The sequence below is a fragment of the Pseudomonas sp. QS1027 genome (assembly GCF_002814235.1).
Classification (GTDB): Bacteria; Pseudomonadota; Gammaproteobacteria; order Pseudomonadales; family Pseudomonadaceae; genus Aquipseudomonas.
The window spans coordinates 1-24,282 of sequence record NZ_PHSU01000009.1 but is presented as its reverse complement, the minus strand read 5'-3'; the positions used below and the strand labels follow the sequence as shown (position 1 = coordinate 24,282).

Annotated in this window: 24 protein-coding genes, 1 tRNA gene and 1 pseudogene; 14 read left to right on the top strand and 12 right to left on the bottom strand. The window is 61.6% G+C overall.

Going from position 1 to position 24,282, the window contains the following annotated elements; all coding sequences use genetic code 11:
* Positions 1–149 precede the first annotated feature (149 nt).
* Positions 150–1,235 (top strand): nitrogen regulation protein NR(II), encoded by a 1,086-nt coding sequence (gene glnL, locus CWE01_RS09880; protein ID WP_100940346.1) that lies wholly within the window; start codon positions 150–152, stop codon positions 1,233–1,235.
* On the top strand, positions 1,232–2,668 hold the full coding sequence (gene ntrC, locus CWE01_RS09875) for a nitrogen regulation protein NR(I) (protein ID WP_100940345.1): 1,437 nt from the start codon (positions 1,232–1,234) through the stop codon (positions 2,666–2,668). The genes glnL and ntrC overlap by 4 nt, the downstream gene beginning before the upstream one ends.
* 908 nt (positions 2,669–3,576) lie before the next feature.
* Here ntrC and CWE01_RS09870 read toward each other — a convergent pair.
* A complete protein-coding gene (locus CWE01_RS09870; RefSeq protein WP_100940344.1) occupies positions 3,577–4,017 on the bottom strand; it encodes a hypothetical protein in 441 nt (146 codons plus the stop codon).
* Here CWE01_RS09870 and CWE01_RS09865 point away from each other — a divergent pair.
* Positions 4,016–4,471, top strand: coding sequence for a tRNA (cytidine(34)-2'-O)-methyltransferase (locus tag CWE01_RS09865; protein WP_100940343.1), 456 nt, complete (start codon positions 4,016–4,018; stop codon positions 4,469–4,471). The genes CWE01_RS09870 and CWE01_RS09865 overlap by 2 nt on opposite strands.
* 48 nt (positions 4,472–4,519) lie before the next feature.
* Here the strand turns inward: CWE01_RS09865 and secB are convergent, their stop codons facing one another.
* From secB to CWE01_RS09850, 3 genes are read right to left on the bottom strand one after another with little or no spacing between them, the layout of a single operon-like run.
* The gene (secB, locus tag CWE01_RS09860) at positions 4,520–5,002 is read right to left on the bottom strand and encodes a protein-export chaperone SecB (protein WP_100940342.1); all 483 of its coding nucleotides are present in this window, start codon (positions 5,000–5,002) and stop codon (positions 4,520–4,522) included.
* 47 nt (positions 5,003–5,049) lie between these two features.
* Entirely contained in the window at positions 5,050–5,304 is a 255-nt protein-coding gene (gene grxC, locus CWE01_RS09855; protein ID WP_100940341.1) for a glutaredoxin 3, read from the bottom strand.
* Position 5,305: 1 nt separating this feature from the next.
* A complete protein-coding gene (locus CWE01_RS09850; RefSeq protein WP_100940340.1) occupies positions 5,306–5,719 on the bottom strand; it encodes a rhodanese-like domain-containing protein in 414 nt (137 codons plus the stop codon).
* 148 nt (positions 5,720–5,867) lie between these two features.
* Between CWE01_RS09850 and gpmI the strand changes: the two genes are divergently transcribed.
* The 4 genes from gpmI (at position 5,868) to CWE01_RS09830 (ending at position 10,963) form a co-directional block, all read left to right on the top strand.
* Positions 5,868–7,403, top strand: a complete 1,536-nt coding sequence (gene gpmI, locus CWE01_RS09845; RefSeq protein ID WP_100940339.1) for a 2,3-bisphosphoglycerate-independent phosphoglycerate mutase — start codon at positions 5,868–5,870, stop codon at positions 7,401–7,403.
* 139 nt (positions 7,404–7,542) lie between these two features.
* Complete coding sequence (locus CWE01_RS09840) at positions 7,543–8,829, top strand: murein hydrolase activator EnvC (RefSeq protein ID WP_100940338.1); 1,287 nt, start codon at positions 7,543–7,545, stop codon at positions 8,827–8,829.
* Between the two features lie 30 nt (positions 8,830–8,859).
* A complete protein-coding gene (locus CWE01_RS09835) occupies positions 8,860–10,185 on the top strand; it encodes a S41 family peptidase (RefSeq protein ID WP_100940337.1) in 1,326 nt (441 codons plus the stop codon).
* Between the two features lies 1 nt (position 10,186).
* A complete protein-coding gene (locus CWE01_RS09830) occupies positions 10,187–10,963 on the top strand; it encodes a divergent polysaccharide deacetylase family protein (RefSeq protein WP_100940336.1) in 777 nt (258 codons plus the stop codon).
* A gap of 10 nt (positions 10,964–10,973) precedes the next feature.
* Here CWE01_RS09830 and CWE01_RS09825 read toward each other — a convergent pair whose 3' ends face one another.
* From CWE01_RS09825 to CWE01_RS09795, 7 genes are all read right to left on the bottom strand, one after another.
* A complete protein-coding gene (locus CWE01_RS09825) occupies positions 10,974–11,729 on the bottom strand; it encodes an ABC transporter substrate-binding protein (RefSeq protein ID WP_100940335.1) in 756 nt (251 codons plus the stop codon).
* Positions 11,730–11,802: 73 nt separating this feature from the next.
* The gene (gene hisF / locus CWE01_RS09820; RefSeq protein WP_100940334.1) at positions 11,803–12,573 is read right to left on the bottom strand and encodes an imidazole glycerol phosphate synthase subunit HisF; all 771 of its coding nucleotides are present in this window, start codon (positions 12,571–12,573) and stop codon (positions 11,803–11,805) included.
* A 9-nt stretch (positions 12,574–12,582) separates the two neighbouring features.
* On the bottom strand, positions 12,583–13,320 hold the full coding sequence (gene hisA / locus CWE01_RS09815) for a 1-(5-phosphoribosyl)-5-[(5-phosphoribosylamino)methylideneamino]imidazole-4-carboxamide isomerase (protein ID WP_100940333.1): 738 nt from the start codon (positions 13,318–13,320) through the stop codon (positions 12,583–12,585).
* A 41-nt stretch (positions 13,321–13,361) separates the two neighbouring features.
* Positions 13,362–13,622, bottom strand: a complete 261-nt coding sequence (locus CWE01_RS09810) for a DUF2164 domain-containing protein (protein ID WP_100940332.1) — start codon at positions 13,620–13,622, stop codon at positions 13,362–13,364.
* A complete protein-coding gene (hisH, locus tag CWE01_RS09805; RefSeq protein WP_100940331.1) occupies positions 13,623–14,261 on the bottom strand; it encodes an imidazole glycerol phosphate synthase subunit HisH in 639 nt (212 codons plus the stop codon). It lies immediately after the preceding gene.
* On the bottom strand, positions 14,261–14,854 hold the full coding sequence (gene hisB, locus CWE01_RS09800) for an imidazoleglycerol-phosphate dehydratase HisB (RefSeq protein WP_100940330.1): 594 nt from the start codon (positions 14,852–14,854) through the stop codon (positions 14,261–14,263). Before hisB ends, hisH begins: the two co-directional genes overlap by 1 nt.
* Before the next feature lie 277 nt (positions 14,855–15,131).
* On the bottom strand, positions 15,132–16,793 hold the full coding sequence (locus tag CWE01_RS09795; RefSeq protein WP_100940329.1) for an OFA family MFS transporter: 1,662 nt from the start codon (positions 16,791–16,793) through the stop codon (positions 15,132–15,134).
* Positions 16,794–17,074: 281 nt separating this feature from the next.
* Between CWE01_RS09795 and CWE01_RS09790 the strand changes: the two genes are divergently transcribed.
* The 7 genes and pseudogenes from CWE01_RS09790 (at position 17,075) to CWE01_RS09765 (ending at position 23,318) form a co-directional block, all read left to right on the top strand.
* The gene (locus CWE01_RS09790; RefSeq protein WP_100940328.1) at positions 17,075–17,473 is read left to right on the top strand and encodes an acetyl-CoA sensor PanZ family protein; all 399 of its coding nucleotides are present in this window, start codon (positions 17,075–17,077) and stop codon (positions 17,471–17,473) included.
* An 84-nt stretch (positions 17,474–17,557) separates the two neighbouring features.
* Complete coding sequence (locus CWE01_RS09785) at positions 17,558–19,771, top strand: AsmA family protein (RefSeq protein WP_100940327.1); 2,214 nt, start codon at positions 17,558–17,560, stop codon at positions 19,769–19,771.
* Positions 19,768–20,835 (top strand): A/G-specific adenine glycosylase, encoded by a 1,068-nt coding sequence (gene mutY, locus CWE01_RS09780; RefSeq protein ID WP_100940326.1) that lies wholly within the window; start codon positions 19,768–19,770, stop codon positions 20,833–20,835. The genes CWE01_RS09785 and mutY overlap by 4 nt, the downstream gene beginning before the upstream one ends.
* Positions 20,832–21,104 carry an oxidative damage protection protein gene (locus tag CWE01_RS09775; RefSeq protein WP_100940325.1) on the top strand — a complete coding sequence of 91 codons (273 nt, stop codon included), beginning with the start codon at positions 20,832–20,834 and terminating at the stop codon, positions 21,102–21,104. The genes mutY and CWE01_RS09775 overlap by 4 nt, the downstream gene beginning before the upstream one ends.
* Positions 21,105–21,207: 103 nt before the next feature.
* A tRNA-Phe gene (locus CWE01_RS09770) sits at positions 21,208–21,283 on the top strand.
* A gap of 925 nt (positions 21,284–22,208) precedes the next feature.
* A pseudogene (locus CWE01_RS34250) lies at positions 22,209–22,306 on the top strand (IS3 family transposase); the annotation flags it as partial.
* 451 nt (positions 22,307–22,757) lie between these two features.
* Complete coding sequence (locus CWE01_RS09765; RefSeq protein ID WP_100940324.1) at positions 22,758–23,318, top strand: alpha/beta hydrolase; 561 nt, start codon at positions 22,758–22,760, stop codon at positions 23,316–23,318.
* Between the two features lie 156 nt (positions 23,319–23,474).
* Here the strand turns inward: CWE01_RS09765 and CWE01_RS09760 are convergent.
* On the bottom strand, positions 23,475–24,282 hold an 808-nt coding region (locus CWE01_RS09760), incomplete at its 5' end, for a LuxR family transcriptional regulator (protein WP_218274280.1).

Here is a 24,282-nt window from a genome sequence, read left to right as displayed (position 1 = left end):
ACTCAATCGAGCCTGAAACGCCCATTTCAGGCAATTCGCGCTTCTTTTCGGAGCCTTGGTTTGTTTTTTGCATTTTCCTTGTATCGGCGCCTTGTTCGCGCGCGCAAATCGGGACCGGCCCCGTTTGCCATGCTCCAAAAGAGGTCCCCATGACCATCAGCGACGCCCTGCACAGACTGTTACTCGACAACCTGACCACCGCGACCATCCTGCTCAACGCCGAATTGCGCCTGGAGTACATGAACCCGGCGGCGGAAATGCTCCTGGCCATCAGTGGCCAGCGCAGCCATGGCCAGTTCATCAGCGAGCTGTTCACCGAATCGACCGAGGCCTTGAACTCCCTGCGCCAGGCCGTGGAACAGGCGCATCCGTTCACCAAGCGCGAAGCCATGCTCACCGCGCTGACCGGCCAGACCCTGACCGTCGACTACGCCGTGACGCCGATTCTCAGCCAGGGCGAAACCCTCCTGCTGCTGGAAGTCCATCCCCGTGACCGCCTGCTGCGGATCACCAAGGAAGAGGCGCAGCTGTCCAAGCAGGAAACCACCAAGATGCTGGTGCGCGGCCTGGCCCACGAGATCAAGAACCCCCTGGGCGGGATTCGCGGCGCCGCACAGCTGCTGGCCCGCGAACTGCCGGAAGAAAGCCTCAAGGACTACACCAACGTCATCATCGAAGAGGCCGACCGCCTGCGTAACCTGGTGGACCGCATGCTCGGCTCGAACAAGCTGCCGTCCCTGGCGATGACCAACGTCCACGAAGTGCTGGAACACGTCAGCAGCCTGGTGGAGGCCGAGAGCCAGGGCTGCATCAATCTGGTGCGCGACTATGACCCCAGTATTCCCGACGTACTGATCGACCGTGAACAGATGATCCAGGCCGTGCTCAATATCGTGCGCAACGCCATGCAGGCCATCAGCAGCCAGAACGAGCTGCGCCTGGGCCGCATCAGCCTGCGCACCCGAGCGATCCGCCAGTTCACCATCGGCCATGTGCGCCATCGCCTGGTGACCAAGATCGAGATCATCGACAACGGCCCGGGGATTCCCGCCGAGCTGCAGGAAACCATCTTCTATCCCATGGTCAGCGGCCGCCCGGACGGTACCGGGCTGGGCCTGGCCATTACCCAGAACATCATCAGCCAGCACCAGGGCCTGATCGAATGTGAGAGCCACCCCGGCCACACCACGTTCTCGATCTTTCTGCCACTGGAACAAGGAGCCACATCGACATGAGCCGTAGTGAAACCGTGTGGATCGTCGATGACGACCGTTCTATCCGCTGGGTCCTGGAAAAAGCCCTGCAACAGGAAGGCATGACCACCCAGAGCTTCGACAGTGCCGATGGCGTGATGAGCCGCCTGGTCCGTCAGCAGCCGGATGTGATCATCTCCGACATCCGCATGCCCGGCGCCAGTGGCCTGGACCTGCTCGCGCGGATTCGCGAGCAGCACCCGCGCCTGCCGGTGATCATCATGACCGCCCATTCCGACCTCGACAGCGCGGTGGCGTCCTACCAGGGCGGTGCGTTCGAATACCTGCCCAAGCCGTTTGACGTCGATGAAGCGGTGTCGCTGGTCAAGCGCGCCAACCAGCATGCCCAGGAACAGCAAGGCATGGCCGTGGCGCCGACCCTGACCCGGACCCCGGAAATCATCGGCGAAGCGCCGGCGATGCAGGAAGTGTTTCGCGCCATCGGTCGCCTCAGCCACTCCAACATCACGGTGTTGATCAATGGCGAGTCCGGCACCGGTAAAGAGCTGGTGGCCCACGCCCTGCACCGCCACAGCCCACGGGCGGCCCAACCGTTCATCGCCTTGAACATGGCGGCGATTCCCAAGGACCTGATGGAGTCCGAGCTGTTCGGCCATGAAAAAGGCGCCTTTACCGGCGCGGCCAACCTGCGTCGCGGGCGTTTCGAACAGGCCGACGGCGGCACCCTGTTCCTCGACGAGATCGGCGACATGCCGGCCGACACCCAGACCCGTCTGCTGCGGGTGCTGGCGGACGGCGAGTTCTACCGGGTCGGCGGGCATACGCCGGTCAAGGTCGACGTGCGCATCATCGCCGCGACCCACCAGAACCTGGAAACCCTGGTTCATGCGGGCAAATTCCGTGAGGACTTGTTCCACCGCCTCAACGTGATCCGCATCCATATCCCACGGATGTCGGACCGTCGCGAAGACATCCCGACCCTGGCCAAGCACTTCCTCGCCCGCGCTGCCCAGGAATTGTCGGTGGAGCCGAAGCTGCTGAAGTCGGAAACCGAGGAATACCTGAAGAACCTGCCGTGGCCGGGCAACGTGCGCCAGCTGGAGAACACCTGCCGCTGGATCACCGTGATGGCTTCCGGTCGCGAGGTGCATATCAGCGACCTGCCGCCGGAGCTGCTGAACCTGCCACAGGATTCGGCGCCGGTGACCAACTGGGAGCAGGCACTGCGCCAATGGGCCGACCAGGCGCTGGCACGCGGGCAATCGAGCCTGCTGGACAGCGCCGTGCCGAGTTTCGAGCGGATCATGATCGAGACCGCCCTCAAGCACACCGCCGGCCGTCGTCGCGACGCCGCCGTGCTGCTGGGCTGGGGCCGCAACACCTTGACCCGCAAGATCAAGGAACTGGGCATGAAGGTCGATGGCGGCGATGAGGACGACAGCGACGAAGGATGATCCGTCGCTTCAAGCCAAACCCTCTACAGCCTGGCTGTAGAGGGTTTTTTATTGCCCGGCAAATGGGTGAGCGTGCACCACGGCAATGCGCCTTGAACCGCTATCGAGCAGGGAATCAGGCCCCGCAGGCGTCACCAGCGTTTTTACGCTCTCGCAGAAAGACCCCGTATTCCGGGGCTTACAGACCCATCTTGAAAATTATCAGGCCGATTATTGGCGTTTTTCAAAAGCTGGCACGCGCCCTGCAACAACCCCAGTACAACCCAGTTTTGGGGACCCTGATACAGGCAGGTCAGGGACTCCCCTTCTTTACACCGGGACTCACACCGCTCACAGCGACGAGTCCCAAAACGCTTTTGGGAACCCTGGTACAGGCAGGCCGGGAATTCCCTTCTTTACGCCAGGACTCATACCGCTCACAGCGACGAGTCCAGATGCTTTCGGGGACCTTGATACAGGCAGGTCAGGACTCCCCTTCTTTACACCGGAACTCACACTGCTCACAGCGACGAGTTCCAAAACGCTTTTGGGAACCCTGATACAGGCAGGTCAGGAATTCCCTTCTTTACACCGGGACTCACACCGCTCACAGCGACGAGTCCCAAAACGCTTTTGGGAACCCTGGTACAGGCAGGTCAGGAATTCCCTTCTTTACACCAGGACTCACACCGCTCACAGCGACGAGTCCCAAACGCTTTTGGGAACCCTGATACAGGCAGGTCAGGAATTCCCTTCTTTACACCGGGACTCATACCGCTCACAGCGACGAGTTCCAAAGCGCTTTTGGGAACCCTGATACAGGCAGGTCAGGAATTCCCTTCTTTACACCAGGACTCATACCGCTCACAGCGACGAGCCCGACAGCAGTTCCGGGAGCTGCGGTACAGGCAGGCCGCAGATTCCCTCTTTTATTCCTCCCGCAGATTGATCGCCAATCTCCAGCGCCCGTCCACCTTCGCCCCGGCCCATTCGCCGTGCAACGGACGCGCCGCCAGCAACGTCAGCAACAACCCCTTGTCACTCAAGCGCACACGCCAGTTGGCATCCTTGCCGGCCACCTGCAAGTGGCCGTTCTGCGCCTTGCCCTCGGCGTCGAACAGCAACGCCACCGTGCCGTCGACCTGCTCGCCATGCACCTTGGGCTCGGCACTGAACCAGACCACCACACCTTCGGGCACCACCTCGACCTGCTGCAAAACCAGGGGCTCGGGCGCGGTCAGGCGACCGATCATCATCCCGACCATCAAGCCGACAATCGCCAGCGATCCCAACACCCGCGGCAATAGCTTCGATCGCGGGTCCTCTTCGGGGGTAGAATGCTGCCCATCTTCATCTTCGGAGCCGTGCATGTTTCACGTCATCCTTTTTCAACCAGAAATTCCGCCGAACACCGGCAACATTATCAGGCTGTGCGCCAACAGCGGCTGCCACCTGCATTTGATCGAGCCCATCGGTTTTGAAATGGACGACAAGCGCTTGCGCCGCGCCGGCCTCGACTATCACGAGTACGCCACGCTCAAGACCCACGCCGACCTCGCCAGTTGCCTGGAAAGCCTCGGCCACCCGCGCCTGTTCGCGTTCACCACCAAGGGTTCGCGAGTGTTCCACGAGGCGCGCTTCGCCGAGGGTGATGCGTTTCTCTTCGGCCCGGAAAGCCGTGGCCTGCCGGCCGAGGTGCTTGACGCCCTGCCCGGCGAACAACGCCTGCGCCTGCCGATGCGCGAAGGCTGCCGCAGCCTGAACCTGTCCAACACCGTGGCGGTGGCGGTCTACGAAGGCTGGCGCCAGCTGGGCTTTGCCTGAACAAAAAAAGCGCCGGAAAAGGCGCTTTTTTGTGGGCAGGCAATCCGTTTATTGAACGGTTTGCGCGCCGTCTTCCTGCAGACGCTGCAGCTCTTGCGCGTACAGGGCATCGAAGTTCACCGGGGCCAGCATCAACGCCGGGAACGAACCACGGGTGACCAGGCTGTCCAGGGTTTCACGGGCGTACGGGAACAGGATGTTCGGGCAGAATGCACCCAGGGTGTGGCTCATGGAAGCCGCATCGAGGTTCTTGATCAGGAAGATACCGGCCTGCTGCACTTCAGCGATGAAGGCCACTTCGTCACCGTTCTTCACGGTCACCGACAGGGTCAGCACCACCTCGTGGAAGTCGCCTTCCAGGGCTTTCTGACGGGTGTTGAGGTCCAGGCCGACGCTCGGTTCCCACTGCTGGCGGAAGATAGCCGGGCTTTTCGGGGCTTCGAAGGACAGGTCGCGCACGTAGATACGCTGCAAGGAGAATTGCGGTTGGCTATCGTCTTCGGTAGCAGCAGTGTTCTGTTGGTCAGTCATCGCAGCAGATCCTTCTTGATCTTCAGGTCTTTAAAGGGTTGGGGGAATCAAGCTTCTAGCAACGCGTCCAGCTTGCCGGCGCGCTCGAGGGCGAACAGGTCGTCGCAACCACCGATGTGCCGGTCGCCGATCCAGATTTGCGGCACGGACGTACGCCCGGCCTTCTGGGACATTTCGGCCCGTACCTGCGGTTTGCCGTCGACCTTGATCTCGTCGAAAGCAACGTTCTTGCTGCCGAGCAACGACTTGGCCCGCATGCAGTAAGGGCAGTAATCGCTGGAATAAACGACGACCTGGCTCATATCACTTCACCAACGGCAGATTGTCGGCTTTCCAGCTGGAAATGCCACCGGACAGCTTGGCGGCAGTGAAACCGGACTTGAGCAGCTCACGGGCGTGAGTCCCGGAGTGCTGGCCCTGGGCGTCGACCAGAATCAGGGTCTTGGCCTTGTGCTTCTCCAGTTCGCCGATGCGAGCCATCAGTTTGTCCTGGGGAATGTTCAGCGCGCCGACGATGTGACCGGCAGCAAAGTCCTTGCTCGGGCGCAGGTCGATGACCACGCCCTGGTCCTGGTTGACCAACGCGGTCAGCTGGCCAGTGCTGAGGCTGGCGCCGCCGCGGCTCATTTCATGGGCAATCAGCAAGGCCAGCAGGAGCACGAAGGCGCCGGCTAACAGGTAGTGGCTAGTGGCAAATGCAATCAGGTGATCGACCATCAGGAGGTTCCAGGGCGTTAAAATGTGGGCCAGTATACACAGCCGTCAAGGTCGGCCAAACCCCGCCCGGCGGTGACTGCATTTGAACTTGGCTTTAAACTGCGACTCTTTTTTCCATGACCTTTCAATCCAGCCGCGAGTGCCGTCCATGACTACCACGCCTAAACCTTTGGTCCTGATCATCCTGGATGGCTTCGGTCACAGTGAGAGCCATGACTACAACGCCGTCTATTCGGCGAAAAAGCCGGTGCTTGACCGCCTGGTCGCGACCCAGCCCAACGGCCTGATCTCCGGCTCCGGCATGGATGTCGGCCTGCCGGACGGGCAGATGGGCAACTCCGAAGTCGGCCATATGAACCTCGGCGCCGGCCGGGTGGTGTACCAGGACTTCACCCGCGTGACCAAATCGATCCGCGACGGCGAGTTCTTCGAGAACCCGACCATCTGCGCGGCGGTGGACAAGGCCGTGGGCGCGGGCAAGGCGGTGCACATCCTCGGCCTGCTCTCCGAAGGCGGCGTGCACAGCCACCAGGACCACCTGGTGGCCATGGCCGAGCTGGCCTTCAAGCGCGGCGCCGAGAAGATCTACCTGCACGCCTTCCTAGACGGCCGCGACACCCCGCCGAAAAGCGCCCAGTCGTCCATCGAGCTGCTCGACGAAACCTTCCGCACCCTGGGCAAGGGCCGCATCGCCAGCCTGGTCGGGCGCTATTTCGCCATGGACCGTGACAACCGCTGGGACCGCGTCGCCCAGGCCTACAACCTGATCGTCGACGGCCAGGCCGAGTTCCACGCCGCCACCGCCCAGGAAGGCCTGCAGGCCGCCTATGAACGTGGCGAGAGCGACGAATTCGTCAAGGCCACCGGGATTGGCGAGAAAATCACGGTCGAAGATGGCGATGCCGTGGTGTTCATGAACTTCCGCGCCGACCGTGCCCGTGAACTGACCCGGGTGTTCGTCGAAGACGACTTCAAGGACTTCGAACGCGCCCGCCAGCCGAAAACCGCCGGTTTCATCATGCTGACCCAGTACGCCGCCAGCATTCACACACCGTCGGCCTTCGCCCCGGGCAGCCTGGAAAACGTGCTGGGCGACTACCTGGCGAAAAACGGCAAGACCCAGCTGCGCATCGCCGAAACCGAGAAGTACGCCCACGTCACCTTTTTCTTCTCCGGTGGGCGAGAAGAACCCTTCCCGGGTGAGGAACGCATTCTGATCCCGTCGCCAAAAGTCGCTACCTACGACCTGCAACCGGAGATGAGCGCGCCGGAAGTGACCGATCGCATCGTCGATGCCATTGAGAACCAACGCTTCGACGTGATCGTGGTCAACTACGCCAACGGCGACATGGTCGGCCACAGCGGCGTGTTCGATGCGGCCGTTAAAGCCGTGGAATGCCTGGATTTGTGTGTAGGACGTATCGTCGAGGCCCTGGACAAGGTCGGCGGCGAAGCGCTGATCACCGCCGACCACGGCAACGTCGAGCAAATGGAAGACGAATCCACCGGTCAGGCCCACACCGCCCACACCACCGAGCCGGTACCGTTCATCTATGTCGGCAAGCGTCAGTTGAAGGTCCGTGAAGGCGGTGTACTGGCGGATGTCGCACCGACCATGCTCAAGCTTCTGGGGCTGGAACAGCCGAAAGAGATGACTGGTACGTCGATCCTGACTGACCTCTAAACGCCACAAATCAGGTAGGCCGCAGGCCTGCGGCCTACCTCTTTATCGGAAACGCCTGAAAGCAACCGCTTTTGGGCGTTTTTTTTGCAGCCCGCGGCGGGCATACTAGGCCGTCTCGTTCCCAGGTGTCGCCCGCCCCATGCTTCGCGCCCTTATCGCCCTAGCCCTGATTTGCCTGCTCCAACCGGCCTTTGCCGACGAGCGCGCACAAACCCAACAGCAGTTGGACGCCACGCGTCAGGATATCGCTGAGCTGAAAAAGCTCCTGGGCAAGCTACAGGAAGAAAAATCCGGGGTGCAGAAAGAGCTGCGCGGTACCGAAACCGAGATGGGCAAGCTGGAGAAGCAGGTCGATGCCCTGCAGAAAGAGCTGAAAAAGAGCGAAAGCGAACTGCAGCGGCTCGATGGAGAGAAAAAAAAACTCCAGAGCGCACGCACTGAACAGCAGCGACTGATCGCGATCCAGGCCCGCGCCGCCTACCAGGGTGGCCGCCAGGAGTACCTCAAGCTGTTGCTCAACCAGCAAAACCCGGAAAAATTCGCCCGCACCCTGACCTACTACGACTACCTGAGCAAGGCGCGCATGGAGCAGTTGAAGAATTTCAACGAAACCCTGCGCCAACTGGCCAATGTCGAAAACGACATCAATCTGCAGCAAGCCCAGTTGCTGGTGCAGAAAAGCAGCCTGGACAACCAGCGCGACGAACTGGACAAGGTCCGCAAGGAACGCCAGGCGGCCCTGGCCAAGCTCAGTGACGACGTGAAAGCCCGCGACCAGAAGCTCGCCAGCCGCGAACAGGACCAGGCCGACCTGTCGAAAGTCCTCAAGACCATCGAAGAAACCCTGGCGCGCCAGGCCCGCGAGGCGGAAGAAGCGCGCCAGAAAGCGCTGCTCGCCCAGCAGGAAGCCGAAAAAAAGCGCCAGCGTGAGGCTGCGGTCGCCAGCGACGACAGCCCACGCCCACCGCGTAAAACCACGCCCGGAGCCCTGGTATCGAGTGCAGGAGAATCCTTTGGCGGCCCTTTTGCTTCAGCGCGCGGCAAACTTCCATGGCCAGTTGATGGTCGATTGCTTGCGCGCTTTGGTGAAACCCGTGGCGATGACGCCCGAACCAAGTGGGACGGGGTGATGATCAGCGCCGCCGCCGGTAGCCAGGTGCACGCCGTGCACGGTGGCCGCGTAGTCTTCGCCGATTGGTTGCGCGGCGCCGGTTTGCTGGTCATTCTGGACCACGGCAACGGTTACCTGAGTCTCTACGGGCACAACCAGACGCTGCTCAAGTCCGCAGGCGATGTGGTAAAAGCCGGTGAGTCGATCTCTACTGTAGGCAACAGTGGCGGTCAGGACGCACCCGCGTTGTATTTCGCTATACGTCAGCAGGGTCACCCGAGTGATCCGGCCCAATGGTGCCGCGCCCAAGGATAGGCCCGCATCTTAATCAGGAGTTCGTTCGACATGTTGCATTTGTCCCGCCTCACCTCGCTGGCCCTGACGATCGCCCTGGTGATCGGTGCGCCCCACGCGTTCGCTGCGCAACCTGCCCAGCCCGCGCCGGCTGCCGCTGCTCCGGCCGTCACCGCCAAGGCCCCGCTGCCGCTCGACGAGCTGCGCACCTTTGCCGAGGTCATGGACCGGATCAAGGCCGCCTATGTCGAGCCGGTGGACGACAAGACCCTGCTGGAGAATGCCATCAAGGGCATGCTCAGCAACCTTGACCCGCACTCCGCCTACCTCGGGCCGGACGACTTCGCCCAGCTGCAGGAAGACACCAGCGGCGAATTCGGCGGCCTGGGCATCGAAGTCGGCATGGAAGACACCTTCGTCAAGGTGGTCTCGCCGATCGACGACACCCCGGCATCCAAGGCCGGTGTGCAGGCCGGCGACCTGATCGTCAAGATCAACGGCCAGCCGACCCGCGGCCAGACCATGACCGAAGCCGTCGACAAGATGCGCGGCAAGGTCGGCCAGAAAATCACCCTGACCCTGGTCCGCGGCGGCGGCACGCCGTTCGACGTGACCCTGACCCGGGCGATCATCCGCACCAAGAGCGTGCGCAGCCAGTTGCTGGAAAACGGCTACGGCTATATCCGCATCACCCAGTTCCAAGTCAAGACCGGCGAAGAGGTCTCCAAGGCCCTCGCCGACCTGCGCAAGGAAAACGGCAACAAGAAGCTCAACGGCATCGTCCTCGACCTGCGCAACAACCCGGGCGGCGTGTTGCAGGCGGCGGTGGAAGTGGTCGACCACTTCATTACCAAGGGCCTGATCGTCTACACCAAAGGCCGTATCGCCAACTCCGAACTGCGCTTCTCGGCCACCGGCCACGACGAAAGCGAAGCGGTACCGATGGTGGTCCTGATCAACGGCGGCAGCGCCTCGGCTTCGGAAATCGTTGCCGGCGCCCTGCAGGACCAGAAACGCGCGGTGCTGATGGGCACCACCAGCTTCGGCAAGGGCTCGGTCCAGACCGTGCTGCCGTTGAGCAATGATCGCGCGCTGAAGATCACCACCGCGCTGTACTTCACCCCCAACGGTCGTTCGATCCAGGCCCAGGGCATCATCCCGGACGTGGAAGTGCGCCAGGCCAAGGTCACCGGCGCCCAGGACGACGACACCTTCAAGGAAGCCGATCTCCAGGGTCACCTGGGCAACGGCAACGGCGGTGCGGACAAACCGAGCGTCAAGCCGGTCAAGGCCAAGCCACGCTTGCAGGATGACGACTACCAGCTGGGCCAGGCCCTGAGCCTGCTCAAGGGCCTGAGCGTGACACGCGGCAACTGAGATGCGCCATTGGCTGCTGCTCCTTATCGGCTGTTTGATCGGCGTTGCCCAGGCAGCGCCGGTCGAGTCGCCGGTACCGGCCAAGGCCTACCTCACCCTGATTATCGATGACCTGGGGCAAAACCTGCCCCGGGATCGTCGGGTGCTGGCCCTGCCCGGGCCGGTTACCCCCTCGATCATGCCCGACACCCTGCATGCCGCCGAATTTGCCCGCGAGGCCCATGCCGCCGGCAAGATCGTCATGCTGCACATGCCCATGGACCCGGCCACCGGGCCTTTCGCCTGGCATCCCGACCTGCCCCTCGATGAATTGAAAGCGCGCCTGGCCGCGGCCTTCAAGGCCGTGCCCTTTACCAGCGGGATCAACAATCATGAAGGCAGCCGCATGACCGCCGAACCGGTGGCCATGGCCTGGCTGATGGGCGAGTTGCAGCGGCGCAACAAGTTCTTCGTCGACAGCCGCACCAGCGCCAAGACCGTCGCCGCGGCAGAAGCACAGAAGATCGGCCTGCCCAGCGTGTCGCGGGATGTCTTCCTCGACAACGAACGCACCGAGCCGGCCATCACCGCGCAACTGGAAGAAGCGATCAGGCTGGCGCGCAAGCACGGCTCGGCGGTGGTGATCGGCCATCCCTACCCGCAGACCCTGGCAGTCCTCGAACGCGAGCTGCCCAAGCTCAAGGAGCAGGGCATCGACTGGATCGATATCAAGTCGATGATCGCCCTACGCGGTAACCAGGCGGGCGAAGCCCACGGCAAGCAGGGCGTTTATCGCTGATTGGGACCTCTCAGAGGTAACGAGCAAAGGCCTGATCCACCGCACCTTCACGACGCAGTTGATCGAGTGCCGACTGCAACTTGGCGACGACCGCGTCGGGCACCTCTTTGTTGAGGGCCAGGTAAAGGGAGGCGCTGTTGAAGCGCAAGATCGTCTTGAGCCCGGTAATGCCCTCCTGCCGCGCCAGATAGCGCCCGGCGGGATCGCCCGAGGCCCACAGGTCGATCTGGCCGTCGACCAGCTTCTTCGCATTATCCTGGTCACGCAGGGCCAGCACCGGGTTGAATCCGTGCTGCGCCAGGTATTGGGCGATGGCATCGCCCTTGTAGGCGCCGATCCGGTAGCGATGGGCCTGCTCCATGTCCGACAAGGCGATCGGGCTGTCCGCCTTGCCCAGCAGCACCCAATCATCAGGACCGATCGGCCCGACCCACTTGAACAGCCTCTCGCGCTCCGGCAGCCGGGCCATGACAAACACCCCATAGCCGGGCTTTTCCAGGGCGAGCTTGTAGATACGCTCCCAGGGGAAACGCAGGGTCAGGCTGTAGGGAATACCGGCGCGCTTGAAGGTTTCGCGCACGATCTCGGCGGCGATGCCTTCGATGTTCTCGTCCTTGGCGAAGTTCTTGCCATTTTTCGCCATGTTGTAGGGCGGGAAGTTCTCCGTCAGCAGGACAATGCCATCATCGGCTGCGTCCGCCGCACCCGCCGTGCCCGACAACAGTCCGATCAGGCAAAACAGCGCAAGGAAAAAGCGTTTAGACATAGTAGGCAACCGGAATCCGTGGCGGACTCAAGAGTGACTTGAGGCCGCCATACTGTCCAGTGGCCTGTTGCCCTCAGCGCACCACAATACCGCGCGCGGCCATATAGGCCTTGGCTTCCGGCACCGTGTACTCGCCGAAGTGGAAGATGCTCGCCGCCAGCACCGCGCTGGCGTGGCCTTCCAGAATCCCGTCGGCCAGGTGCTGGAGATTGCCGACGCCACCCGAAGCGATCACCGGAATGCCCAAGGCATCGCTGATGGCCCGGGTCACGCCGAGGTCGAAGCCGCTTTTCATGCCGTCCTGGTCCATGCTGGTGAGCAGGATCTCGCCGGCACCGAGGCCTTCCATCCTCGAAGCCCACTCCACCGCATCGAGCCCGGTGGGTTTGCGCCCACCGTGGGTGAAGATTTCCCAGCGCGGGGTTTCACCCGGCAGCGAGACCTTCTTCGCATCGATGGCGACGACGATGCACTGCGAGCCGAAATGCTGCGCCGCTTCGCCGACGAACTCGGGGTTGAACACCGCCGCCGTGTTGATCGAGACCTTGTCGGCCCCGGCATTGAGCAGGTTGCGGATGTCCTGCACGGTACGCACGCCGCCGCCGACCGTCAGCGGGATAAACACCTGGCTGGCCATGCGCTCGACGGTATGCAATGTGGTGTCACGGCCGTCGACGCTGGCGGTGATGTCGAGAAAGGTGATCTCGTCCGCACCCTGCTCGTCGTAACGCCGGGCGATTTCCACCGGGTCACCGGCATCGCGGATATTCTCGAACTTGACGCCCTTGACCACGCGACCGTTGTCGACGTCCAGGCAAGGGATGATGCGTTTGGCCAGCGCCATGGTGAGTCCTCAGCCTTTGTACGAATCGCAGAAGGCTTGCGCCTCGGCGACATCGAGGGTGCCTTCGTAGATCGCCCGGCCGGTAATCGCGCCGATGATGCCCGGAGCCTTGGCGTCCAGCAGGGCCTTGATATCGCCCAGGTTGTGGATACCGCCGGAAGCGATCACCGGAATCCGGGTGGCCGCGGCCAGGGCGGCGGTGAAGGGCACGTTGCAGCCCTGCATCATGCCGTCTTTGGCGATATCGGTGTAGACGATGGCGGAGACGCCGTCGGCTTCGAACTGCCTGGCCAGGTCGATCACCTGCACGGTGCTGATTTCAGCCCAGCCGTCGGTGGCGACAAAACCGTCCTTGGCGTCCAGGCCGACGATGACCTTGCCCGGGAACGCGCGGCAGGCCTCAGCGACGAACGCCGGGTCTTTCACCGCCTTGGTGCCGATGATCACGTAGCTCACGCCGGCCTTGACGTAGTGCTCGATGGTTTCCAGGGAGCGGATACCGCCGCCGATCTGGATCGGCAGGTTCGGGTAACGCTTGGCGATGGCGGTGACCACCTCGCCATTGACCGGCTGGCCTTCGAACGCGCCGTTCAGGTCGACCAGATGCAGACGACGGCAGCCGCCCTCCACCCACTTGGCAGCCATGCTCACCGGGTCATCGGAGAACACCGTGGAATCTTCCATGCGGCCCTGGCGCAGACGAACGCAGGCACCGTCTTTGAGATCGATAGCGGGGATAATCAGCATCTGGCAAACCTTAGAGTCGTTTTTTCAGCTTTACTCGGAAATCAGTTTTTCTCGAGTGCCCACAGGTCGCTTTCGATGCTTTCGAACCTTTCTTTAAGGTGCGTCTGCACATCGAAAATCGCCCTGTTGTAATAGTGCGGAGCAATTTCACGGGTAAACAGGTCGAGGATTTCAGCCGCCTCGAACGAACCCAGGTCCAGCTCGAAGCGCTCCTCCATGAAGCGCTTGATCTTCTGATTGGCCTCGTTCTCCTGTTCCGGAGTGAGGGTCAGGATCGGCGGCTTGGTCTTCTTCGCGGCCATTTACCAGCGTCCGTCCCAGGCGGCGAAGTTCTGCAGCAATTGCAGGCCATGGGTATGGCTTTTCTCCGGGTGGAACTGCACGGCGAAACGCGAGCCCTCGGCCAGCGCCGCAGCGAAGTCGACGCCGTAGTGCCCGCGGCCCACCACCTGCCGCGGGTTACCGGCGGCGATGTAGTAGCTGTGCACGAAGTAGAAGCGCGCCAGGTCCGGGATGTTGTGCCACAGGGGGTGATCCACTACCTGCGTCACCTCGTTCCAGCCCATATGCGGCACTTTCAGGTGCTCGCCGTCTTCGTGCTGGTCCTTGGCGAACAGCTTCACTTTGCCGGGAAACAGGCCGATGCAGTCGACGCCGGCGTTCTCTTCGCTGTGGTCGAGCAAGGCCTGCATGCCGACACAGATGCCGAGGAACGGACGATCCTGGCTGACTTCACGCACCAGCGAGTCGAAACCCAGGCGACGGATCTCGGCCATGCAGTCGCGAATCGCGCCGACGCCGGGGAATACCACCCGGTCTGCTTCGCGAATCACATCGGCATCGCTGGTGATCAGCACCTTGCCGGCCCCCACGTGCTCGAGGGCCTTGGCCACCGAGTGCAGGTTACCCATGCCGTAATCGATAACCGCGACCGTCTGCATTACAGGACGCCCTTGGTCGAGGGCATTTGCCCGGCCATGCGGTCATCGAGCTCGACGGCCATGCGCAGGGCGCGACCGAAGGCCTTGAACACGGTTTCGATCTGGTGGTGGGTGTTGGTGCCACGCAGATTGTCGATGTGCAGGCTGACCAGGGCGTGGTTGACGAAGCCCTGGAAGAATTCCTGGAACAGGTCGACGTCGAAGCCGCCCACGGTGGCGCGGGTGTAGGGCACGTGCATCTGCAGGCCGGGACGGCCGGAGAAGTCGATGACCACTCGCGACAGCGCTTCGTCCAGCGGCACATAGGCGTGACCGTAGCGACGGATGCCTTTTTTGTCGCCGATGGCTTTGGCGAAGGCCTGACCCAGGGTGATACCGACGTCTTCCACGGTGTGGTGGTCGTCGATATGCAGGTCGCCCTTGCACTCGATATCCAGGTCGATCAGCCCGTGACGGGCGATCTGGTCGAGCATGTGTTCAAGAAAAGGGACACCGATATCAAATCGGGCCTTTCCGGTGCCATCCAGGTTGATCGAGGCTTTGATCTGGGTTTCCAGAGTGTCGCGCTCGACGGACGCCTTACGTTCGGCCATCACCAGCTCCGCAAAATCATTGGGCGAAAAAGGCAGCCATTATAGGGGCGCGGGCGGCAAACAGAAACACGCAAGGTGAACTCCCGGACGGGCTGAATCCAGGCGCACCGGGGATATACCTGTCAGGACAAGCAGAAACGTTGTCTGAAGAGAATCGCAATGCCTCGGCACTGCACCCACCTGTAGGAGCCGGCTTGCTGGCGATAGCGGCGTGCCAGGCGACGAAGATGTCGCCTGTCGAATCGCAATCGCCAGCAAGCCGGCGCCTACACGGTGATCAGTGGAACAGCACCGCCGTCTTCTGCAGGGTGACCCACACGCCCCACGCCAACGGAATGCCCACTACCAGCCAGGCGGCAATCGCCATCGGCTTGCTGCCTGGCGCCGCTTTCCACTCCAGCACCGTAGTGCTGTCGGCGCCCTTGTCATGACCCAGCGCCTGTTCGGCGGCGAGCTCGGCGTCGGTCATGAAGTACTTGTCGGCCACCGGACGCACCAGCAGGTTGCAGATGAAACCCAGCACCAGCAGGCCGGCGAGGATGTACAAGGTGATGTCGTAGGCCGCGGCACGTTCGACGCCGACGCTCAGTTGATACTCACGCAGGTAGTTCACCAGCACCGGCCCCAGCACCCCGGCTGCCGCCCAGGCGGTCAGCAGGCGGCCGTGGATCGCACCGACCATCTGCGTACCGAACAGGTCCGCCAGGTAGGCCGGCACCGTGGCGAAACCACCGCCGTACATCGACAGGATCACGCAGAACGCGGCGACGAACAGCGCGACGCTGCCCAGGTGACCGAGGCTCGGTACCGACGCATAGAGCGCGAAGCCCAGGGCGAAGAACACGAAGTAGGTCGCCTTGCGGCCGATATAGTCCGAGAACGACGCCCAGAAGAACCGGCCACCGATGTTGAACAGGCTGAGCAAACCGGTGAAACCGGCCGCGATGGCGGCGATCTGGCCCAGTTGCGCGGCGTCCAGCTGGCTGAAGGTCAGGCCGTTGCCGAGCAATTTACCGGCGAAGACTTCCTGCAACAGTGGCGAGGCCATGCCGAGGATGCCGATACCGGCGGATACGTTCAGGCACAGCACCAGCCACACCAGGCGGAACTGCGGGGTCTTCCAGGCCACGTTCACGTGCACGTGACGGTGGGTGATCATCGCGTTGCTGCTCTTCTTCACCGGTGCGGTCCAGCCCTCGGGCTTCCAGCCGGTCGGAGGCACCCGGTAGGACAGCGCGCCGCCGATCATGAAGACGAAGTAGATCGCCGCCATCACCGCAAAGCTCTGCCACACGCCGACACTGGTGGGCGAGGCGAAGTGACCCATCAAGGCCGCCGCCAGCGGTGCACCGACCATCGCGCCGCCGCCGAAGCCCATGATCGCCATGCCGGTGGCCATGCCGCGCTTGTCCGGGAACCACTTGATCAGGGTCGAGACCGGCGAAATGTAGCCCAGGCCCAGACCGATACCACCGATCACCCCGGAACCGATCCACATCAGCCAGATCTGGTGGGTATAGACCCCCAGCGCCGAAATCAGCAGGCCACCACACCAGCACAGTGCGGACACCACACCGGCCTTGCGCGGACCGGCACGTTCCAGCCAACCGCCCCAGATCGCGGCCGAGCAGCCGAGGAAGATGAAGAACAGGGTGTAGATCCAGCCAAGCATGGAGATCGGCCAATCGCACTGCGACGAGAAGACCTGTGAGATAAAGCTCATGTCCGGCGCGCAAGCGACCGGTGCGGTGATGCCCAGGGCCTTGGACAGCGGCAACCAGAACACCGAGAAGCCGTAGGCCATGCCGATGCACAGGTGGATGGCCAGGGCGGCCGGTGGAACCAGCCAGCGGTTGAAGCCGGGTTTGGCGATAATGCGCTCTTTTGACAGAAACGCAGGTTCAGCGGATTGAATGTCCGCCGTAATGCTAGTGCTCATTTGAAGTGTCTCCCCCAATTGAAATGATGGTCCGCCGGCCACACATCACTCCCGGCCTTGGTGCACGCAGGCTTGGCCGTGTTATTGAGCGATGCTTGTTACGCGACAATACGTCGCAGAAGGACTGGCGAACCGAGAGAGGTTACCATTTACGCATCACAGAACAACCAGACTGATACGGTCTTTATGTAATGCAACTGCACTGCTCTTGACATCCCCAACCCCATGGGATTGTCGACCTGCTCCTACAGAAAAGCCTGTCCCGGATATTCGAGGAATTTATGCCTATCGTTGTCGAGTCCCTCACCGAAGCCACCTATCAGGACCAGCAGGACCTGCAGAAGATCTACCTGGACGCCCCCGCGTGGCTTTTCGCGCCGCAAGCCGACGGCCAGCAACTGATCGAAACCGCCCTGGCCGATGGCAGCCTGATCGCCGGACGCTTCAATGACCGACTGCTGGGCGCGGCGCGCCTGGAACGGCGCGCGGATCTCTGGCTTTTATCCCAACTTTGCGTCAGAAAAATCACCAGACGCCGTGGGGTAGCCGAACGACTGGTGGCGGAAGCCTCACGAATGGCCAGGCTGGCCGGCGCGGAACTGCGGCTCCTGGCCCCCGCCGGACATCCCGAAGCCCAGGCACTGGCGGCCAAGCTGCGGATTCCCCTGGATCCGCTCTAGGGATCATCCCTGCCCTGCCGCCAGTCCCGTGACGCTATACTCGCGGGCTAAATTTAAAATTCCACTGACTACAAGGACTCGCCCATGAAAGCGTTCGGCAAAATCCTGGGTCTGGGGCTTCTCGGGTTGTTGCTGATCATCGTGGCGGCAGGCTTTGCCCTGACCCACCTGTTCAATCCCAACGACTATAAAAACGAGATTCGCCAGATTGCCCGCGACAAGGCCCACATTGAGTTGACCCTCAATGGCGACATCGGCTGGAGCCTTTTCCCCTGGCTGGGCCTGGAGCTGCACGATGCCAGCGTGGCGACCCTGGTCACCCCGACCCAGCCATTTGCCGACCTGCAGATGCTCGGCCTGTCGGTGCGCGTCCTGCCGCTGCTGCGCCGCGAAGTGCAGATGAGCGATGTCCGCGTCGAAGGCCTCAACCTGCGGCTTACCCGCGACAAGGACGGCCACGGCAACTGGCAGGACATCGGCCGCCCGGCCCCCAGTGCCAGCGTCACCGCGCAGACCGACAAGGCCGCCGAACCGGCCGGCACCGAGGCGGAAGACAAACCCTCGCAGCCGATCCGCCTGGACATCGACAGCCTGACCGTGAACAACGCCCGGATCGAGTTCAACGATGAAAAGACCGGCCGCCAGATCACCTCGGAAAGCATCCAGCTGAGCACCGGCGCGGTGCATGACGGCAAGGAAATCCCGGTCAAGATGACCGCCTTCTTCGGCACCAACCAGCCAGTCCTGCGGGCCCGTACCGAACTCAGCGGCAACCTGCGTTTCGACCGCGTGCTCAAGCGCTACCAGTTCGAAGACATGCGCCTGGGTGGCGAACTCTCGGGCGACCCGCTGCAAGGCAAGCCGCTGACCTTCTCGGCCCAGGGCCAGTTGCTGGTGGACATGGCGGCGAACGTCGCCGAATGGACCAGCCTGAAACTGTCGGCCAACCAGCTGCGCGCCCTCGGCGAGCTGAAGGCCAACGACCTGAACAAGACCCCGCAGCTCAACGGCACGCTGTCGATTGCCCAGCTGGACCTGATGAAGTTCCTCGACAGTATCGGCCAGCCCCTGCCCACCGTGGCCGATGGCAGCCTGAGCAAGGTCGAGCTGGTCACCCACCTCACCGGCACGCCCACCAGCCTGGTGCTGGACGGCCTCAACCTGAAGCTCGATGACAGCAACTTCACCGGCCGCGTCGCCATCGAGGATTTCGCCAAGCAATCCCTGCGCGTGCAGCTCAAGGGCGACAAGTTCGACGCCGATCGCTACCTGCCACCGAAATCGGCCGACGCCGACAGCGCCTCGAAAGTCCGCCAGGCCGATGTGATGAACAGCGAGGCCAACGCCATCGCCAGTAGCTCGCCCTTGCCGGAAGCCCCGACCAAGGGCGCCTGGAGCAGCGACAAGCTGCTGCCCATCGAGCGCCTGCGCACGGTTGATGTGGATGCCGACCTGAGTTTCGACCAACTGACCCTGAAGAAGCTGCCGATCAACAACGCCGCCCTCAAGGCCACCGGCCTGGGTGGCGTACTGACCCTCGGCGACCTGCGCGGCGAACTCTACAGCGGCAGCTTCAGCGCCAAGGGCAGCCTCGACGTGCGCCCCGACGTACCGCGCCTGAGCCTGCAAACACGCTTGAACCGGGTGCCGGTCGAACGCGTCCTGCAAGCCCAGGGACAGAAGCCTCCGGTCAAGGGCGCCCTGACCCTCAACGGCGACCTCACCGCCAGCGGCAACAGCCAGAAAGCCCTGATCGACAGCCTCAACGGCACGGCCAGCTTCGTCCTCAACGACGGCCTGCTGCTCAACGCCAACCTCGAACAGCAACTGTGCACCGGCATCGCCACCCTCAACCGCAAGACCCTGAGCGGCGAGCCACGGGGCAAGGACACACCGTTCCAGGACCTCAAGGGCAGCCTGAACCTGCACAACGGCGTGGCCAGCAACCCGGACCTGAAAGTCAACATCCCGGGCCTGAGCGTCAACGGCAACGGCGATATCGACCTGCGCGTGCTGGGCATGGACTACCGCATCGGCATCATCGTCGAAGGCGACAAGAGCGACATGCCGGACCCGGCCTGCCAGGTCAACGAACGTTTCGCCGGGATCGAATGGCCGCTGCGCTGCCGTGGCCCGCTGGAGCTGGGCGCCAAGGCCTGCCGCATCGACAAGGACGGCCTCGGCCAGGTCGCCGCGCGGCTGGCCGGCAACAAGCTGAGCGAGAAAGTTGAAGAAAAGCTCGGCGACAAGGTCAGCCCTGCACTCAAGGACGCACTCAAGGGGCTGTTCAAGCGATGAGAGCCGAGCAGTTTTCCAGCGCCGTGCTGGACTGGTATGACCGCCACGGCCGCCACGACCTGCCCTGGCAACAGGGCATCACACCGTATCGGGTGTGGGTGTCGGAGATCATGTTGCAGCAGACCCAGGTCAGCACCGTGCTGAACTACTTCGACCGCTTCATGGCCTCGTTGCCGACGGTCGAGGCCCTGGCCGCCGCGCCGGAAGATGAAGTACTGCACCTGTGGACTGGCCTGGGCTACTACACCCGGGCGCGCAACCTGCAGAAGACCGCGAAGATCGTCGTTGCCGAACATGGCGGCGAGTTTCCCCGCGACGTCGAGAAACTCACCGAACTGCCGGGCATCGGCCTGTCCACCGCCGGCGCCATCGCCAGCATCAGCATGGGCCTGCGCGCGGCGATCCTCGACGGCAACGTCAAGCGCGTGCTGGCGCGCTACACGGCCCAGGAGGGCTACCCGGGCGAACCCAAGGTGGCCAAGCAGCTCTGGGCCAACGCCGAGCGCTTTACCCCCGACACCCGGGTCAACCACTACACCCAGGCGATGATGGACCTGGGCGCGACCTTGTGCACCCGCAGCAAGCCCAGTTGCCTGCTCTGCCCGCTGAAAGCCGGCTGCGAAGCACACATGCTCGGCCTGGAGACCCGCTACCCGATTCCCAAGCCGCGCAAGAGCGTGCCGCAGAAGCGCACCCTGATGCCGCTGCTCGCCAACCGCGAAGGCGCCATTCTGCTTTACCGTCGCCCTTCCAGCGGCCTCTGGGGCGGTTTATGGAGCCTGCCGGAACTCGACGACCTCGACGACCTGCAACACCTGGCGTCGCAGCACTCGCTGGAACTGGGCGCGCAACAGGCGCTGCCGAACCTGACCCACACCTTCAGCCATTTCCAGCTGGCCATCGAGCCGTGGCTGGTGCAGGTCGAGGAGAGTGCCCATCACGTGGCCGAGGCCGACTGGCTCTGGTATAACCTCGCCACCCCGCCGCGCCTGGGCCTTGCCGCCCCGGTGAAAAAGCTGCTCAAACGGGCAGCCGACGTTTTGAATGCAGGAGAGTCGTCATGACCCGCACCGTAATGTGCCGCAAGTACCACGAAGAACTGCCCGGCCTTGAGCGCCCTCCGTACCCGGGTGCCAAGGGCCAGGACATTTTCGAACATATTTCGCAGAAAGCCTGGGGCGACTGGTTGAAGCACCAGACCCTGCTGATCAACGAAAAACGCCTGAACATGATGAACGGCGAAGACCGCAAATATATCCAGGGCGAGATGGACAAGTTCTTTTCCGGCGAGGAATACGCCCAGGCCGAAGGCTACGTTCCGCCGGCCGAATAATCAGGGCTGGAACAGCTTTGGGTCGTAAGCGACGGTAATAATTAAATATTTTTTGAAATCGCGCTTGACGACCCCTCGAAAAACCAGTTTAATGCGCCCCGTTGCCCAGATAGCTCAGTCGGTAGAGCAGGGGATTGAAAATCCCCGTGTCGGCGGTTCGATTCCGTCTCTGGGCACCACTAATTAGTTTCAGGTGGTGTCAACATCATCTGAAAGCCCACAAGAAACCCGCCTAGTGCGGGTTTTTTGTTGCCTGTGATTTCCCAAACCTACCTTGCCAGCCAAGAATTTTGGGGACGTGGCCGGTTCGGTCAGCTTGCATGCCCCCAAAATGGTGCTCCACGGCCCTGACTGACCGATTCCGCCCTCAAGGCAGCCAAACCCAAGGAGAAGCCTTACAAGTTCTCTGACTGCGAGGGTCTGTATCTCTAAATCATTTCCACAGGCTCCAAGCTCTGACGCCTGAAATATCGGCACCTTGGAAAAGAGAACCGGCTGGCGTTTGGCTCATACCCCAAAGCCCCTGGTGCAGACCCGCAAGAAGCGATCAGAGGCACGACAACTGATGACCGATGGCAAACCCAGACGCGGCTCGACAAACGGCGAGACAGGCGCAGAAGATCGAGGGACTGGTGGAGCTGGCTAACCCGAGTCGGCCCTCTGGTGGCGTCCGATCTCGGCCTTGAGACAGATCGGGTTATGGAAACCCTGACAGGCTATGTTCACCAACACTTGCAGCAGCTAGGCCGGTCAGAGGTCGAAATTCATTTCGACAGTGAGTAGGTGCGACAAGGCCGCTTGGTCGCGTTTGAAAACGAAGCAAGTCAAAAATGTCTCCAAGACAGATTGTGAGGTGTCCTCAAAATTGAGGAGGCGCCCCACCTTCAGTTTTAACCGGTTGTGGCTCATTGAGCAGTGGTCGAGGAGTTGCCGAATCAGAGAGTTACCGGGTCACTAAATTCCCTCAGTATATTTTGAAGAAGGCGCCGATACTGAACGGTGGTATGGATGAGGTGCGGTAGATCAGCTCAATGTATGCTCCGAAACAGAAAAAATAATGAGCCAAAGCCCGGCCTAGCGCCGTTTTTTCATTCCTATTTTTTTAACTCCTACATCCGCTGGTACAACAAAAACGAATCAAAAGCTCCCTTGGTTCGCTCAGCCCCCTTGGATACCGAGAGAGCCTAGGACTCACGGCATAAACCAGTCCAAAATTTCTGCCGTTCCCCAGGGGGAGGCAGCTTTCAACCGGTGTTGGCAGGTAGCAACGGTAGCCTGAGATTTAGGGGTTCACAGCGGAACCTAACTGAAATGAGAAAACCTGAAAACTATCAGAATAGATAGGTTTATTCGTATCAGAAAGCTGTTAATTTTCGGTTACCTCACCACACTGTTTATTGCAGGGAAGAGCCGAGATCCTCCATCGCCGTGACAAAAACTTATAACGGGGGGAGCATATTGAATGCTGTTCGCCGCGCGCTGGAAAATATCTATACAGCGCATAACATAGACAGTTTAGTTACTCAATGCAGGCTCACGCGCTGCTACTGCACTACAGCTTCATGACTCACACATACAAGATGGTTATAACAACGCGGACAACAAGGTACGGACTACAGGATTACCTGTGGTTTGACGGCGTGAGGATTGAATATGAAGGCTGATTTGGCGTTTGACTGGCTGTTTCTGGCGGGCATTGGCAACTCCGGGCCAACTCACTGGCAGCGTCATTGGGAGGCCGAGCACTCCAATACCCTGTGGCTGGAGCATCGCGACTGGGATAGACCATGCCGTGACGAGTGGGTCGGGGAGTTGCAACGATTGCTCTCGACCCACCAGCGCCCGGTGGTGGTCGCCCATAGCCTGGGTTGCCTGTTGCTATTGGAGTGGGCGGCGGAGTATGCGTCAGATCCGGGCAAGGTTTTGGGGGCGTTTCTGGTGGCGGTGCCTGACCCCCGTAGCCCCAGGTTTCCCCAAGAGGCCACTGGCTTTCGCTCGGCCGATAACTTGTCCAGCCGCTTGCCGCTGACCATAGTTTCCAGCGAAGACGACCCGTATGGCACCCTTGAATATGTCCAGCACAGTGCCCGGCAATTGAGCTGCGAGTATGTGAACGTCGGGGCGCTGGGGCACATCAACGGCAAGTCGGAGTTGGGTTACTGGCAGACAGGATTATGCCTTCTGCAAGATTTCACCCGGGCGCTGATGGTTTGAGCCTCCTAGTGCAGGTGCCCGGTCGGGCGCCTGCGTGATCCTATCGATCAGGACGACGATATGCTTGCACGCACTGCACTTTTGTCCACTGTCTCGACGTTATCCCCCTGGTCCCGGGGGGGGGCGCAGCGTTCAGTCAATCGCCTCGTATTCAATCTAAACCTGGATGATCTGCATGGACAGTGCTTGCACCACGGCGGCGCGGCGGCTGGTCACCCCGAATTTTCTGCGGATGTTCTTGAAGTGAAAGTCCACATTGGCTTCCGAACAGTTACAGATGCTGGAGATTTCCCAACTGGTTTTGCCAATTGCGCTCCATTGAAGGACTTCTTTTTCACGTCTGGTCAGTCGAACATCATTGGCAGCCTCAGGTACGCAGAGAAATTTCAGAGCGCTTTGCAAGGCGGTGTCCTTGAGCCATGAGAGTCCGTGCCAATTCGCCTGGATCACCACTTTGGCGGCGTACTCATCGACCCCATCGATGCTCAAGCCAAAAGTGCCGAACTGGCCTTGGGGACCATGCAGGGCCAAGGTCACACCATTGATCAGATCATGGCTGCGGGCTTCTTCGCGCAGCTCCCGCTGATTGCTACTGGTGTACAACCGATCGGTCCATATCACCGGCAGAACACTGTGCATGCAGTGTTGCTCCAGCGGATCGATTTTGGCGTAACCGGCACGATCATAGGCCTCGATCCAGGATGTCGGGAAATCGCCGATGACCAGGGCACTGCGACCGTCGGCCTTGACCCTGGATCTCAAACAGAACAGAAAACGGCTGAACCCCAGACACAGGACCCGCTCCTTCATGCAAGCACACCATTCGTTAATTGTGCTGATCCGATTGAAGTCCGAGAACGATTCGATGGGTGATGGTGTTGCTGTCGAAGAGCCACAAGCTGGCCGGCAGCAGACACCCTGAAAGTGTTCTTCAGGGCGCGGTGGGGTCATTTGCACTGGCCTT

What these genes read in the sequence shown, in the direction of transcription:
- hisA (WP_100940333.1), bottom strand. Translation starts at nt 13,320, where the DNA reads ATGCTGATTATCCCCGCTATCGATCTCAAAGACGGTGCCTGCGTTCGT.
- hisH (WP_100940331.1), bottom strand. Translation starts at nt 14,261, where the DNA reads ATGCAGACGGTCGCGGTTATCGATTACGGCATGGGTAACCTGCACTCG.
- CWE01_RS09835 (WP_100940337.1), top strand. Translation starts at nt 8,860, where the DNA reads ATGTTGCATTTGTCCCGCCTCACCTCGCTGGCCCTGACGATCGCCCTG.
- CWE01_RS09870 (WP_100940344.1), bottom strand. Translation starts at nt 4,017, where the DNA reads ATGCACGGCTCCGAAGATGAAGATGGGCAGCATTCTACCCCCGAAGAG.
- CWE01_RS09765 (WP_100940324.1), top strand. Translation starts at nt 22,758, where the DNA reads ATGAAGGCTGATTTGGCGTTTGACTGGCTGTTTCTGGCGGGCATTGGC.
- glnL (WP_100940346.1), top strand. Translation starts at nt 150, where the DNA reads ATGACCATCAGCGACGCCCTGCACAGACTGTTACTCGACAACCTGACC.
- gpmI (WP_100940339.1), top strand. Translation starts at nt 5,868, where the DNA reads ATGACTACCACGCCTAAACCTTTGGTCCTGATCATCCTGGATGGCTTC.
- ntrC (WP_100940345.1), top strand. Translation starts at nt 1,232, where the DNA reads ATGAGCCGTAGTGAAACCGTGTGGATCGTCGATGACGACCGTTCTATC.
- CWE01_RS09785 (WP_100940327.1), top strand. Translation starts at nt 17,558, where the DNA reads ATGAAAGCGTTCGGCAAAATCCTGGGTCTGGGGCTTCTCGGGTTGTTG.
- CWE01_RS09810 (WP_100940332.1), bottom strand. Translation starts at nt 13,622, where the DNA reads ATGGCCGCGAAGAAGACCAAGCCGCCGATCCTGACCCTCACTCCGGAA.
- mutY (WP_100940326.1), top strand. Translation starts at nt 19,768, where the DNA reads ATGAGAGCCGAGCAGTTTTCCAGCGCCGTGCTGGACTGGTATGACCGC.
- CWE01_RS09825 (WP_100940335.1), bottom strand. Translation starts at nt 11,729, where the DNA reads ATGTCTAAACGCTTTTTCCTTGCGCTGTTTTGCCTGATCGGACTGTTG.
- grxC (WP_100940341.1), bottom strand. Translation starts at nt 5,304, where the DNA reads ATGAGCCAGGTCGTCGTTTATTCCAGCGATTACTGCCCTTACTGCATG.
- CWE01_RS09865 (WP_100940343.1), top strand. Translation starts at nt 4,016, where the DNA reads ATGTTTCACGTCATCCTTTTTCAACCAGAAATTCCGCCGAACACCGGC.
- CWE01_RS09790 (WP_100940328.1), top strand. Translation starts at nt 17,075, where the DNA reads ATGCCTATCGTTGTCGAGTCCCTCACCGAAGCCACCTATCAGGACCAG.
- CWE01_RS09795 (WP_100940329.1), bottom strand. Translation starts at nt 16,793, where the DNA reads ATGAGCACTAGCATTACGGCGGACATTCAATCCGCTGAACCTGCGTTT.
- CWE01_RS09850 (WP_100940340.1), bottom strand. Translation starts at nt 5,719, where the DNA reads ATGGTCGATCACCTGATTGCATTTGCCACTAGCCACTACCTGTTAGCC.
- CWE01_RS09840 (WP_100940338.1), top strand. Translation starts at nt 7,543, where the DNA reads ATGCTTCGCGCCCTTATCGCCCTAGCCCTGATTTGCCTGCTCCAACCG.
- hisF (WP_100940334.1), bottom strand. Translation starts at nt 12,573, where the DNA reads ATGGCGCTGGCCAAACGCATCATCCCTTGCCTGGACGTCGACAACGGT.
- secB (WP_100940342.1), bottom strand. Translation starts at nt 5,002, where the DNA reads ATGACTGACCAACAGAACACTGCTGCTACCGAAGACGATAGCCAACCG.
- CWE01_RS09830 (WP_100940336.1), top strand. Translation starts at nt 10,187, where the DNA reads ATGCGCCATTGGCTGCTGCTCCTTATCGGCTGTTTGATCGGCGTTGCC.
- CWE01_RS09775 (WP_100940325.1), top strand. Translation starts at nt 20,832, where the DNA reads ATGACCCGCACCGTAATGTGCCGCAAGTACCACGAAGAACTGCCCGGC.
- hisB (WP_100940330.1), bottom strand. Translation starts at nt 14,854, where the DNA reads ATGGCCGAACGTAAGGCGTCCGTCGAGCGCGACACTCTGGAAACCCAG.